Source organism: Sphingomonas sp. (assembly GCF_036388435.1).
In the GTDB taxonomy this organism is placed as follows: Bacteria; Pseudomonadota; Alphaproteobacteria; order Sphingomonadales; family Sphingomonadaceae; genus Sphingomonas.
Map to the genome: position 1 here is coordinate 37584 of NZ_DASVRV010000013.1, position 11802 is coordinate 49385.

General features: G+C 68.8%; 16 protein-coding genes. 7 read left to right on the forward strand and 9 right to left on the reverse strand.

Going from position 1 to position 11802, the window contains the following annotated elements:
* Window positions 1-9 precede the first annotated feature (9 nt).
* From tyrS to serS, 4 genes are read right to left on the reverse strand one after another with little or no spacing between them, the layout of a single operon-like run.
* Window positions 10-1233: a tyrosine--tRNA ligase gene (gene tyrS, locus VF592_RS03365; RefSeq protein ID WP_331004188.1), complete on the reverse strand. Its 1224-nt coding sequence runs from the start codon at window positions 1231-1233 to the stop codon at window positions 10-12.
* Between the two features lie 43 nt (window positions 1234-1276).
* Complete coding sequence (locus VF592_RS03370) at window positions 1277-2353, reverse strand: M23 family metallopeptidase (RefSeq protein ID WP_331004189.1); 1077 nt, start codon at window positions 2351-2353, stop codon at window positions 1277-1279.
* Window positions 2354-2358: 5 nt separating this feature from the next.
* On the reverse strand, window positions 2359-3132 hold the full coding sequence (surE, locus tag VF592_RS03375) for a 5'/3'-nucleotidase SurE (RefSeq protein ID WP_331004190.1): 774 nt from the start codon (window positions 3130-3132) through the stop codon (window positions 2359-2361).
* Complete coding sequence (serS, locus tag VF592_RS03380; RefSeq protein WP_331004191.1) at window positions 3133-4410, reverse strand: serine--tRNA ligase; 1278 nt, start codon at window positions 4408-4410, stop codon at window positions 3133-3135.
* A gap of 90 nt (window positions 4411-4500) precedes the next feature.
* On the opposite strand from serS, the gene VF592_RS03385 reads away from it, so the two are divergent.
* The 5 genes from VF592_RS03385 to VF592_RS03405 all read left to right on the forward strand — a co-directional run bounded on the left by VF592_RS03385 (window position 4501) and on the right by VF592_RS03405 (window position 7445).
* Window positions 4501-5019 carry a host attachment family protein gene (locus tag VF592_RS03385; protein ID WP_331004192.1) on the forward strand — a complete coding sequence of 173 codons (519 nt, stop codon included), beginning with the start codon at window positions 4501-4503 and terminating at the stop codon, window positions 5017-5019.
* Between the two features lie 98 nt (window positions 5020-5117).
* Window positions 5118-5348 carry a hypothetical protein gene (locus tag VF592_RS03390; RefSeq protein WP_331004193.1) on the forward strand — a complete coding sequence of 77 codons (231 nt, stop codon included), beginning with the start codon at window positions 5118-5120 and terminating at the stop codon, window positions 5346-5348.
* Window positions 5349-5510: 162 nt separating this feature from the next.
* Complete coding sequence (locus tag VF592_RS03395; protein ID WP_331004194.1) at window positions 5511-5849, forward strand: hypothetical protein; 339 nt, start codon at window positions 5511-5513, stop codon at window positions 5847-5849.
* A 779-nt stretch (window positions 5850-6628) separates the two neighbouring features.
* The gene (gene dksA / locus VF592_RS03400; RefSeq protein ID WP_331004307.1) at window positions 6629-6994 is read left to right on the forward strand and encodes an RNA polymerase-binding protein DksA; all 366 of its coding nucleotides are present in this window, start codon (window positions 6629-6631) and stop codon (window positions 6992-6994) included.
* A 70-nt stretch (window positions 6995-7064) separates the two neighbouring features.
* Window positions 7065-7445, forward strand: a complete 381-nt coding sequence (locus tag VF592_RS03405) for a PilZ domain-containing protein (protein WP_331004195.1) — start codon at window positions 7065-7067, stop codon at window positions 7443-7445.
* 36 nt (window positions 7446-7481) lie between these two features.
* Here the strand turns inward: VF592_RS03405 and VF592_RS03410 are convergent, their stop codons facing one another.
* Window positions 7482-7637: a YdcH family protein gene (locus VF592_RS03410; RefSeq protein WP_331004196.1), complete on the reverse strand. Its 156-nt coding sequence runs from the start codon at window positions 7635-7637 to the stop codon at window positions 7482-7484.
* 156 nt (window positions 7638-7793) lie between these two features.
* Here VF592_RS03410 and VF592_RS03415 point away from each other — a divergent pair, with 156 nt between their 5' ends.
* Window positions 7794-7991: a YdcH family protein gene (locus VF592_RS03415; protein ID WP_331004197.1), complete on the forward strand. Its 198-nt coding sequence runs from the start codon at window positions 7794-7796 to the stop codon at window positions 7989-7991.
* 22 nt (window positions 7992-8013) lie between these two features.
* The gene (locus VF592_RS03420; protein ID WP_331004198.1) at window positions 8014-8499 is read left to right on the forward strand and encodes a DUF1465 family protein; all 486 of its coding nucleotides are present in this window, start codon (window positions 8014-8016) and stop codon (window positions 8497-8499) included.
* Here VF592_RS03420 and VF592_RS03425 read toward each other — a convergent pair.
* The 4 genes from VF592_RS03425 to VF592_RS03440 form a co-directional block, all read right to left on the reverse strand.
* Window positions 8496-9461, reverse strand: a complete 966-nt coding sequence (locus tag VF592_RS03425; RefSeq protein ID WP_331004199.1) for a nitronate monooxygenase family protein — start codon at window positions 9459-9461, stop codon at window positions 8496-8498. The genes VF592_RS03420 and VF592_RS03425 overlap by 4 nt on opposite strands.
* Window positions 9462-9510: 49 nt before the next feature.
* Window positions 9511-10035, reverse strand: coding sequence for a gamma carbonic anhydrase family protein (locus tag VF592_RS03430; RefSeq protein ID WP_331004200.1), 525 nt, complete (start codon window positions 10033-10035; stop codon window positions 9511-9513).
* Window positions 10036-10289: 254 nt separating this feature from the next.
* The gene (locus tag VF592_RS03435) at window positions 10290-11555 is read right to left on the reverse strand and encodes a tyrosine-type recombinase/integrase (RefSeq protein ID WP_331004201.1); all 1266 of its coding nucleotides are present in this window, start codon (window positions 11553-11555) and stop codon (window positions 10290-10292) included.
* Complete coding sequence (locus VF592_RS03440; RefSeq protein WP_331004202.1) at window positions 11555-11788, reverse strand: hypothetical protein; 234 nt, start codon at window positions 11786-11788, stop codon at window positions 11555-11557. The genes VF592_RS03435 and VF592_RS03440 overlap by 1 nt, the downstream gene beginning before the upstream one ends.
* Between the last annotated feature and the right edge of the window lie 14 nt (window positions 11789-11802).

The following is an 11802-nucleotide window of genomic DNA, read 5'->3' on the forward strand; positions in this document are numbered from 1 at the left end:
TACGCGCGGCTAACCACGAACGAGCAACCCATGCTGCTTCTTGCCCGCCGACAGGCGGACCGGCTGGCCGGCGACCTCGATCGTCGCGGTTTCCGATCCGATCTTTTCGCCGTCCATGCGGGCACCGCCGCCGGCGACCAGGCGTCGTGCCTCGCCCTTGGACGCGCAGAAGCCCAGGCCGATCAGCGCGTCGACGATCGCGATCGGTCCGGTGACGGTCAGCGTCGGCAGCGCCGCGTCGGCCGCGCCCTCCTCGAAGGTGCGCCGCGCGGTCTCGGCGGCGGCATCGGCGGCGTCGCGCCCGCGGCACATCGCGGTCGCTTCGGTGGCGAGCACCTTCTTCGCCTCGTTGATCTCGGCGCCGGGCAGCGCTTCCAGTCGCGCGATCTCGTCCAGCGGCAGGTCGGTGAACAGCCGCAGGAAGCGGCCGACATCCGCGTCCGCCGTGTTGCGCCAGAACTGCCAATAGTCGAAATGCGGCAACTGGTCCTCGTGCAGCCACACCGCGCCCGAGACGGTCTTGCCCATCTTGCCGCCATCGGCGGTCGTCAGCAGCGGCGTCGTGACCCCGAACACCTCGGCCCCGTCCATCCGCCGTGCGAGGTCGACGCCACCCACGATATTGCCCCATTGGTCCGATCCGCCCATCTGCAACCGGCAACCCGCGCGGCGCGACAGTTCCAGGAAGTCATAGGCCTGGAGGATCATGTAGTTGAATTCGAGGAAGCTGAGCGACTGCTCCCGGTCGAGCCGCAGCTTGACCGAGTCGAAGCCGAGCATCCGGTTGACGGAGAAATGCCGCCCGACCTCGCGCAGGAAGGGTATATATTCGAGGCGGTCGAGCCAATCGGCATTGTCCAGCATCACCGCGTCGCTCGGCCCGTCGCCGAACACCAGGAACCGCTCGAAGATGCGCCGGATCGACGCGACATTGGCGGCGATGCTCGGCCCGTCGAGCAGCTGCCGCGCCTCGTCCTTGAAGCTGGGATCGCCGATCTTGCCCGTGCCGCCGCCCATCAGCACGATCGGCTTGTGCCCGCATTGCTGAAGGCGGCGCAGGAGCATGATCTGCACCAGGCTGCCGACATGGAGCGAGGGCGCGGTCGGATCGAAACCGATATAGCCGGGCACGACTTGGGCGTCGGCGAGCGCGTCGAGCGCGGCGGCGTCGGTGAGCTGGTGCAGGTAACCGCGCGCGTCGAGGGTGCGGAGCAGGTCGGAGATATAGGCCATGGACGCGCGGTAGCATCGGCGAGCGCGCCGAGTCACCCCGCGCTCAGGACCTGGGCAATTGCCCCAGCGGATCGACCGGGGTCCGGCCGCGCCGCAGCTCGAAATGCACCTCTGGCTGGTCGGCCTGTCCGCTGTCGCCCGACAGCGCCAGCGTGGCGCCGCGCTTCACGCTCTGCCCGCGCTGGACGAGGAGCTTGGAGGCGTGGCCATAGACGCTGGTCCAGCCATCGCCATGCTTGACGATCACGAGTCCGCCGAGCGTGGCGACGCCATTGCCGACATAGGCGACCACGCCGTCTGCCGCCGCCTTGATCGGCGTATCGGTGGGCACCGCGATCTCGATGCCGTCGTTGCGCTCGCCCGACTGGCCGCGTCCGAACCGTTTCACCACCTGCCCGTCGACCGGCCAGGCGAAACCCGAGCGCAGCCGCGCGGGCGCAACCACGGCGGCGGTGGCGGGCAGGACGCGCGCGGGGGTCGTCACCGGCCGGGCCGGCGCCTGGTCGCTCGCGAGCGCAGGCTCGCCGCCGGTCAGGATGTCGTCGACGTCGAGCGTGAACGCGGCGGCGCGCTCGGCCAGGCTGGGCGTGCCGCGCCGGTCGCCGGGAATGTCGACCCGCTGGCCGACGCGCAGCACATAGGGATCGACCAGCTGGTTGGCGGCGACGATGCGCGACCATTCGACGCCGTAGGCGCGCGCGATCGCGATCCCCGTCTGGCCGGGGCGGACCAGGTGGAAGCGCCCGGCCGGGATGGCGAGTCGCTGGCCGACCCTGATGGTGAAGGGCGGCTCGATTGCATTGGCGCGGGCGATCGCCTCCGACCCGGCTCCCGTCTTCTCCGCCACGCGGCGCAGCGTGTCGCCCGGCTCGACGATATAGGTCGCCGCGGCGACCTCCTGCGCGTCGGCGGTGACTGGGCGAGCTTCCCAGGCCGGGCGCGGCGCGGGCAGCGCCTCCACTTCCTCGTCGCCGCGGCGAGCTTCGAAGTCGGAAAGCTGCGCCTGCGACACCGGCCGGGCGAGCGTGGGCGGGGGCGGCGCGGCGTCGCTCGCGGGTGCGACATCACCCGGAATGCAGCCGGTCAGGAGCGCCGCGCCCAGGATGAGAGCGGACCGCATCGCGCCTATCCGAGCGCCCGCCCGAACGCGGCGAGCGAGGGCTCGTGCGTCAGGTCGAGGTGGAGCGGGGTGACCGACACATAGCCCTCGCCGATCGCGTGGAGATCGGTGCCGGGCTCGGGATCGTGCGGCACGCGCTGAAGCCCGATCCAGTGATAATCGAAGCCGCGCGGGTCGGTGCGGTCATGGACCTTGACGCGCCCGTGATCGCGCAAGCCCTGACGGACGACGCGCATCCCGCGCACCCGGTCGGGCGCGAGCGGGGGAAAATTGACGTTGACGGTGGTGCGCGGCGCCCAGTCCGCCGCGATCAGCGGGCGCAGGACGCGCTCGCCCCAGGCCTCGGCGGCGGCGAAGGAAACGGCGTCGCCCGGTGCCTCCTCGTCCTCGGCCACGGCATAGACCTGGCTCATCGCGACCGATCGGATGCCGGCGAAGGCGCCTTCCATCGCGGCGGACACCGTCCCGGAATAGGACACGTCCTCCGCCAGGTTCGCGCCGCGATTGACCCCGGACAGGATCAGGTCGGGCGCGTGGTCCATGATCGACGCCAAAGCCATCATCACCGCATCGGTCGGGGTGCCCGTGACCGCGAAACGCCGGTGGTCGAAGCGGCGGACGCGGACGGGGCGGGTGATCGTCAGCGAACGGCCGGTGCCCGACTGTTCCTCGGCGGGGGCGACGATCCAGATGTCGTCGGAGAGCGTCCGCGCGATCCGCTCCAGCACGGCCAGCCCCGGCGCGTGATAGCCGTCGTCGTTGGTCAGCAGGATGCGCATCTATTTCGGCTCCAGTCGGTCAAGCCTGCCCAGATAGGGGCGGAGCGCGGTCGGCACCGCGACCGATCCGTCCTCCTGCTGGTAATTCTCCAGCACCGCGACGACCGTCCGCCCGACCGCGAGGCCCGAGCCGTTGAGCGTGTGGACGAAACGCGTGCCCTTCTCGCCCTCGGGCCGGTAGCGCGCGTTCATGCGCCGCGCCTGGAAGTCGGTGCAGGTCGAACAGCTCGAAATCTCGCGATACGCGCCCTGGCCCGGCAGCCAGACCTCCAGGTCATGGGTACGCGCCGCGGTGAACCCCATGTCGCCTGCGCAAAGCAGCATCCGGCGATAAGGCAGCTCCAGCGCGTCGAGCACGCCCTCCGCGCACGTCGTCATTCGTTCATGCTCCGCCTCCGACAGGTCGGGGGCGACGATCGAGACCATCTCCACCTTGTCGAACTGGTGCTGGCGGATATAGCCGCGCGTGTCGCGCCCGGCCGCCCCCGCTTCGGAGCGGAAACAGGGGGTCAGCGCGGCGAAGCGGAGCGGCAGCTCGCCCTCGCCCAGGATCTTCTCGCGGACGATGTTGGTGAGCGACACTTCCGCGGTCGGGATGAGCCAGCGGCCATCGGTGGTGCGAAACAGATCCTCGGCGAATTTGGGCAATTGCCCCGTCCCGAACACCGCCTCGTCGCGCACCAGCAGCGGCGGCGCGACCTCCTCATAGCCATGCTCCTGGCATAGCCGATCGAGCATGAACTGGCCGAGCGCGCGCGCCAGCCGGGCGGCCGGGCCGCGCAGCAGCGTGAAGCGCGCGCCGGCGATCGCGACCCCGGTCTCGAAATCGAGCCCCAGCGCGGGGCCGATCGCGTCATGCTCGGCGGGCGCGAAGGCGAAGTCGCGGCGGTCGCCCCGCTCGTGGACGACGAAATTGCCGCTCTCGTCCGTGCCGTCGGGCACGTCGGCCGCGGGCAGATTGGGGAGCGCGGCGAGCGCGGCGTTCAGCTCGTCGCCGATGCGGGTCTCGTCGGCTTCCAGGCGCGGCAGTGCTTCCTTGAGCACGGCGACCCGCGTCATGAGCTCGTTCGCGCGCGCTTCGTCACGCGACGCCTTGGCCTGGCCGATCGCTTTGGACAGGGCGTTGCGGTCCGTCTGCGCGGCCTGCGCCTCGGCGACGCAGGCCCGGCGGCGTTCGTCCAGTTGCAGCAAGGCGGCCGAAGGCGGCTCCACGCCCCGCCGCGCGAGCGCGGCGTCGAACGCGGCCGGGTCGTCCCGGATCAGGCGGATATCGTGCATGGGCCCAGGCTATGGCGAGCACCCGACGCACGCGCAACCGCCGAGCGGTCGGGGGCGTTCACCCCCCGACCGCAATAAGGAGAATACCCCATGCACGTGCCGAACAACGCCTATGTGCTCGTGGCGGACGGCCGCAAGATGCTGTTCCTGCGCAACGACGGCGACGAGGAATTTCCGAATCTGCAGGTCGAGCTGGCGGAGGAGCATCCCAATCCCCGCGACATCGACCAGAAGACCGACCAGGCGGGGCGGGCCTCGTCCCAGCGCTCCGGCGTGTCCGCCCCGGCGGGCGCGAGCGGGGGGTCGAACCAGCAGGGGCCGGCCGGCGGCGGCGGCGCCCAGTTCGCGCAGGGCGGCGGCACGATGGGCGAAGCCGATTACCACCAGCTCGAGGAGGATCGCTTCGCCGGCGAGTGCGCCGACATGCTGCGCAAGCGCGCGCTGGCCCGCAAGTTCGACAAGCTGATCGTGGTCGCCCCGGCCAGGACGCTGGGCGAGCTGCGCAAGCATTATCACAAGGAGGTGGAGAGCCGCCTGATCGGCGAGCTCGCCAAGGACCTGACGGGCCATCCGATCCCCGACATCGAGAAAGCGCTCAAGAACGCCTGACGTGAAAACGGGCTCGCGGCCGGAAAGGCGCGAGCCCGTTTACCACCCCCTGGCTTGGGAACAGGGGGCGATGGGGTCAGCCGGCGACCGCGCCCGTCTTGCCCAGCCGCTTGCGCGCGACGAGCGCGGCAGCCGCGACCCCGAACAGGATCACCATGGGCGGAGCGGGAACGGGCGACGGATTGCCGCTCGATCCGCCGGTCGATCCGCCCGACGAGCTGGAGCTGGACGAGGAACTCGACGAGCTGGACGACGACCCGCCCATTCCGCCGGTGCTGCTCGTGCTGCTCGATCCGTTGGAGCTGAACCCGCCGGTCGAGGAAGAATAACCGCTCGATGAGGAGGAAAAACCGTCGCTCGACGAGCCGTACCCACCGGTGCTCGAACTGCTCGCCTGACCGCCCGAGGACTGGTTCTGGTTTTGGTTCTGATTTTGGTTTTGGTTCTGATTTTGATTCTGGCTGTTCGTGTTGTCGATCTTGACGTCGACATTGCCGCTCGACGTCGAACTCGACACATTGCCGGACGACGAGGACGACACGTTCCCCGACGAGGAACTCGATACATCGCCGGAGGACGACACATTGCCGGACGACGAGGAGGAGACGTTCCCCGACGAGGACGACACCACATTGCCGGACGAGCTCGACGACGAGACGATGTCCCCGCCCGAACTGCTCGACGTGGAAGAAACCACGACGCTTCCGCCCCCGCCCCCGCCGCCACCGAACGAGAAGCCGCCGCCAAAGCCGCCGCCGCCGCCGAAAAAGCCGCCCCCCCCGCCGATCACGACCGGCACCGATCCGGCGCTCGCGAGCAGGGGGCCTTGAACCGGCAGGGGGACGGGCGCGGCCTGGCTGGCCACGGTGACCACCGCGGGCGGGCAACTCGCCTGCGTCGTCGTCGTGGTCACGCGCCGGACCCGCGGGCGGGAGACGACCTGGGTCTTGTGAACGACGCGCTTCTTGACCTTCTTGACATAGGTCGCGTTCGCCGGCCGCTCGGCGACATGCACCGCGCCGCCGCCAAGAACCGCGCCGCCGCAAGCGCAAGCGCAGAGTTTCGCCATCGCCATCCGCACAGACATGCCGTTCATCCCCTCTTGGTGGCGCCCGCAGGACGCCGGGTCCAAGCTTTGCCGTAACACGACTCTCGCAAGCCGCTTGCCTGAGAAGGGCAAAGGAGCCGTTAAGTGCAAGCACGTTAACGACGAAAGCGCGGGATCGACACCCGATTCGATTACCTGGTCCGACAGAAACGGCCTTAACGTGTCAACATGAAACAGATGCGGGACTTCATGTCGATAGCCCGCCGCGCGACGGAGGTGATGCCGCTTTGCAACGGCGCGACCTAAACACGCATCAATATTGCGCTGCAGCAGATGTTTAGTCCGATTCAGTCGCTTGTCCGGCCGTTCAGCGAAGATTATAGGCCCGATCGCCAAGGGGGCGGTTTCCCGAACGGATCGGCTTGGTTGCCGGTCCCGACGGGAAGGGGAGAATATGATATGGCAAGCGCGTTTATTCGGGCGGATCGGTTCGAGGGCTTGGCCTTGGCGGCCGCCAATGACGGCGATGAGGGTTATCGGCCGCACGCCGACGAACCCTTTATGAGCTTGCGGCAGCAGGCCTATTTCCGGCGCAAGCTGGTCGGCTGGCGTGACGCGATCCGGATGGAGGCGCAGGGCACGTTGAGCCACCTCCAGGTCGACTCGATGCGCGAGGCCGACCTGAACGACCGCGCGTCCACCGAGACCGACTGGTCCATCGAACTGCGCACCCGCGACCGTCAGCGCAAACTGATCGCGAAGATCGAAGCGGCGCTTCGCCGCATCGACGAGGGCGAATATGGCTATTGCGAAGTGACGGGCGAGCCGATCAGCCTCGGCCGGCTGGAGGCGCGGCCGATCGCGACCATGACGGTCGAGGCGCAGGAGCGGCACGAACGGCACGAGAAGGTGTCACGCGAGGATTAGGCGAGCGCTTATGGGCGATCGGCGCGCGACTTAACCCTTCGTCAACCCGTCCGGACTTACCCGTGCGGGCATGTCGGACGCGATCACCTCCACACCCCTGGGCGCCTCGCCGGCGTCGAACGACGAACCCACGACCGGGCAGCGCGGGCGCAAGCGCGACAGCCTGTTCCTGGCCGCGCGACTGCGCGTCGGTGGCGAGGAAGCGACCGACATCCGCGTCCGCAACCTGTCGGAAGGCGGGCTGATGATCGACAACGTGCCACCGATGGCGATCGGCACCGCGCTGGTCGTCGAACTGCGCAACATCGGCGCCGTTCCGGGGAGGGTCGCCTGGTACACCGAAGGGCGCGCGGGAATCGCGTTCGATCTGCCCATCGATCCGATCAGGGCGCGAAAGCCGATGACGATCAAACCCGTGCCGCTGATCGATCCGCGACTGAAGCGACGCTGATCCGTCCCGGCTCGACGATGTCGATGCCGCGCCGCTTCAGAGCCGGGCGATCTCCTGCTTCAGTCTCAGCTTCTGCTTCTTGAGGTCGGCGATGACGGTCGCGTCGGGGGCCGGACGTTGGCTTTCCTGCGCGATACGTTGATCGAGCGCGGAATGCTTGGTCGCCAGGGCCGCTTGGTGCGATGACTGCATGGTGCCGAAACCTCCTGGTTCGTGTTGGGGTGGTGAGTAAACCACGGGCCCCGAGAAAAGTCGCGTACCCTCGGGCGGCCGATTCGACGTAATCCCGCTTTTCAGCGACGGCCCGTTGTTCCATGCGGGTGGCGGGGCTTGGCGGAGGTGGACCGGATGGACGAAGCGGTGATCGCAGCGCGGCTGGAGCAGCTCCGGATCGAGCATCGCGATCTCGACGCCGCCATTCTCGCGCTGGTGGAAAGCGGCTCGACCGACCAGCTGCAAATGGCGCGGCTGAAGAAGCGCAAGCTGCGGCTTCGCGACGAGATCGTCCTGCTCGGCGATCAACTCATCCCCGACATCATCGCCTGATCGGTTCCGGAACGGGACACGGATGGGTCTGGGCGCCGGCTCGACGCCGTGGCAGGGCGGACGGGTGACCGTCGACCCGCTTCAACGCCGCCTGCGCGACGCGCTTTATGCCGAGACGATGCTGCTCGCCGATGAGGCGCGCGGTTATTTCGACGATGAACTGCGGCGGGAGACCGGGCCGCTCGACCCGCTCGCGCGGGTTCAGGTCTCCTGCGAATCGCTCAAGGTCACGACGCGCCTGCTGCACGCCGTCGCCTGGCTGCTCACCTGGCGCGCGGTCGATGCCGGAGAGATCGGACCCGCCGAGGCGCGGTCGCCCTCCAGGCGCCTCGGCGCATCGCCGGCGAACGACGCAGCCGCCCACGCCCTCATGCCGGAGCGGGCGCGCGCCCTGGCGACCGCGAGCATCGACCTGCACCGACGCGTGGCCCGCCTCGACAGGGCGGCCGGCGAAGCCGCGCCCAGTCCCGCCCGCTCGATCCAGGACCGGCTCGCCCGCGCCTTTTAGTCGGCGAGGCCGATGCGACCCCGCGCCGCCAGATATTCGCGCTCCATACGGTCGACCCGCACCGCCACATCCTCGACCGCCACGACCGCGCCGATGCCCTGGCCCGATCCCCAGATGTCGCGCCACGCCTTGGGCTTGCTGGAATTGCCCCCGCCGAAATCCATCGTCTTCAGATCGCCCTGAGGCAGGTTGTCGGGATCGAGCCCCGCGCGCTCGATCGATCCGCGCAGATAATTGCCGTGCACGCCGGTGAACAGGTCGGAATAGATGATGTCGGACGCCTTGCCCTCGACGATGCCCTGCTTGTAGTCGGCTTCGGCATTGGCCTCGGTCGTGGCGATGAAGGGCGAGCCGATATAGGCGAAATCCGCGCCCATCGCTTGCGCCGCCAGGACGGCGTCACCCGTCGCGATCGACCCCGACAGCGCCAGCGGCCCGTCGAACCATTGGCGGATTTCCTGGATCAGCGCGAAGGGCGACAGCCGCCCTGCATGGCCGCCCGCGCCCGCCGCGACCGCGATCAGCCCGTCCGCGCCCTTTTCGATCGCCTTGCGCGCATAACGGTCATCGACCACGTCGTGCAGCGCAATCCCGCCCCAGGCGTGAACGGCGACGTTCAGGTCCTCGCGCGCGCCGAGCGAGGTGATGACGATCGGCACCTGCCACTTCGCGCAGGTCTGCAGATCGGCCTCCAGCCGGTCGTTGGACTTATGGACGATCTGGTTGACCGCGAAGGGCGCGGCCGGGCGGTCGGGATGGTCGCGGTTATGCGCCGCCAGTTCCTCGGTGATGCGGTGCAGCCACTCGTCGAGCAAGGTCTGCGGCCGGGCGTTGAGCGCGGGAAAGGAGCCGACGATCCCCGCCTTGCATTGCGCGATCACCAGCTCGGGCCCGGAGATGATGAACAGGGGCGAGCCGATCACGGGCAGGCGCAGGCGGTCGAAGATGGCGGGCAGGGTCATGACCCGACCGTGTAGCGGAAGCAGGCGGCAAGTCCAGATGAGGGCGCGGTCAATCAACCCGCCGCAAGTCCTCGGCGAAGGATCGCGCCTTTGCGACATAATGGGCGGCCGACATCAGCAAGGCCGCCCGCGCAGCGCCGTCCAGGTCGCGCACGGCGCGCGCCGGGCTGCCGACGATCAGGCTGCCGGGCGGAAAGCTCTTGCCCTCGGTGACCAGAGCGCCCGCGCCGACGATGCACCCGTCCCCGATCAACGCTCGGTTGAGCACCACCGCGCCCATGCCGATCAGTGCGCCGGAACCGACCGTACAGCCGTGCAGGATCGCATGATGCCCGATCGTGCAGTCCTCGCCGACCGTCAGGGGCGTTCCCGGATCGGAGTGGAGCATGGCGCCCTCCTGCACGTTCGTCCGCGCACCGATGCTGATCGGGCTATTGTCCGCCCGGATCACCGCGCCGAACCATATGCTGGCGTCCTCGCCCAGAACGACATCGGCGATCAGATCGGCGCTGGGCGCGATCCAGGCGGTCGGGTGGATGGTGGGGCGGACGCCGCCCAGTTCATAGATCGGCATCGGCCAGCTCCTGCTTCGACGCCGGAATCGTAACGACGGCGGCGCGCGATGAACAGGAGGATGGTGGACGCACTTGGGCTCGAACCAAGGACCCGCTGATTAAGAGTCAGCGGTTTATTCAATTAATTCAACGGCTGTTCCGACCGTTTCACGATTTGATCCTCATTACCTATGCATCTACGCCCCGTCAAATGTCGGAAAAGGCAAGGGCGGGTCAGAGCGGCTGACTTTTCGACCGATCGCCGCTGACATCTTCACCGCCCGTCCAGCGCACCGAGCGCCTCGACATGCGCCCGCCGGGTTGCCGCGATGCGCCGCGCCTTCTCCTCGCTGGCCTTGTTGTAGATGGCGGTCACCGCGAGCGTCTTGTGACCCGAGACGGCGCGCACGTCGTCGACACCAGCATCGCCCAGTTCGGTGATGCCGCCATGACGAAAGCCGGTGAAGGTCATGGACTTCGGCAGCTTGGCCTCGACGCAGATCGCGCGGTGGACGGTCGACATGCGCCGCTCCTTGTACGGTTGCCCGGAGCGCTCCTCGACAACGATCAGATCCTGCCCCGCGCGCCTGACAGCTTGGGCGCGCGCAAGCTCCTCCTCCAGCTCGGGGTAAAGCGGGACGCGCTCGACCTTGCCCTCCTCGCCGGGAACTTCGGCATAGAGCGGCAGCACGACCAGGTTGCCGGTCTTGGCCTGGACCAGCGTGATCCGCTCGCCCGCCACGTAGCCGTCGAACGGAATGCCGCGGCTTTCCCTGTCATCAGGGTCCTCGAAGCCGAAGGCGTCGGAGACCCGCTGGCAGCATTCGAATACCAGCGCGGCGGCGGTCGCCATCGACTGGAATCCGAGCGCGCGCGCGGTCTTTCGGTACAGGTCGTATTCCGTCCGCGAGGTCGGCCGATTGCCCTTCGCGGCAGTGCTCTTCAGCCCCATGCCGGCAAACGGGTTCTCGGTCACGCCGGTGGTGCGCTTGTGGCGTACCGCCCAGGTCCAGATCAGCCTGCAAACCTGCATGGCATAGGTCGCCTGGCGCTCGCCCGTCTCGCGGCGGAGGCGGGCATAGAGCTTGTCCGCCGAGGTGGCGTCGATCTGCTTCGCGGCGCGGCGGCCGAGCGGCTGCCCGCCCTTCGTGTCGAGCGCGGCGAGCATGTTCATCAGCTTCGAATAGTCGGCGCGTGTTTTGTGCGCGTTCTTCCTGAACCGCTCCTGGTCCCGATACCAGGCGAACAGCCAGTCGACGGAGCCGGGCAGGATCTTCGCTTCGCCCCCGCCGTGCCCGGTGCGCCACTCGGCGAGCGCGGTGTTGAGCAGGTCGGCCTTCACAATCGCCGCAGCGAGGTCAGCGCCGAGCGCCTCGGAGTGCAGGAGGCAGGGCCGACCGTGGCGGACGCGCGGCGCCTCGGCCCCGGTCGCCGGGTCCCGTTCGGGCCGCGCCCAGGGCGGCAGTTCCCAATAATAGCCGGTCCGGCCGCCCGACAGCTTCGTCGCGCGCACATAGGCAGGCAGGCGCATCATCGCCATCAGAACTCGATCGGCCCGTCGTCGGCTACCGTGTCGAACAAGGCGCCCAGCGCGGCGTCCAAATCCGCGCGCGGCGCGATATGCTCGCCGCGGGGCCCGCGCGGCCGGAACCGCACTCGGCCGCACCGCTCCCATTCGCGCAGCTGGGTCTCCGCCACGCCGGTATAGGCGAGCGCGAGGTCGCGGTTCATCGCGACGGGCCAATTGGGGAAACGTTCGAGCGGGACGCCCACTACTCTCCCCTCCT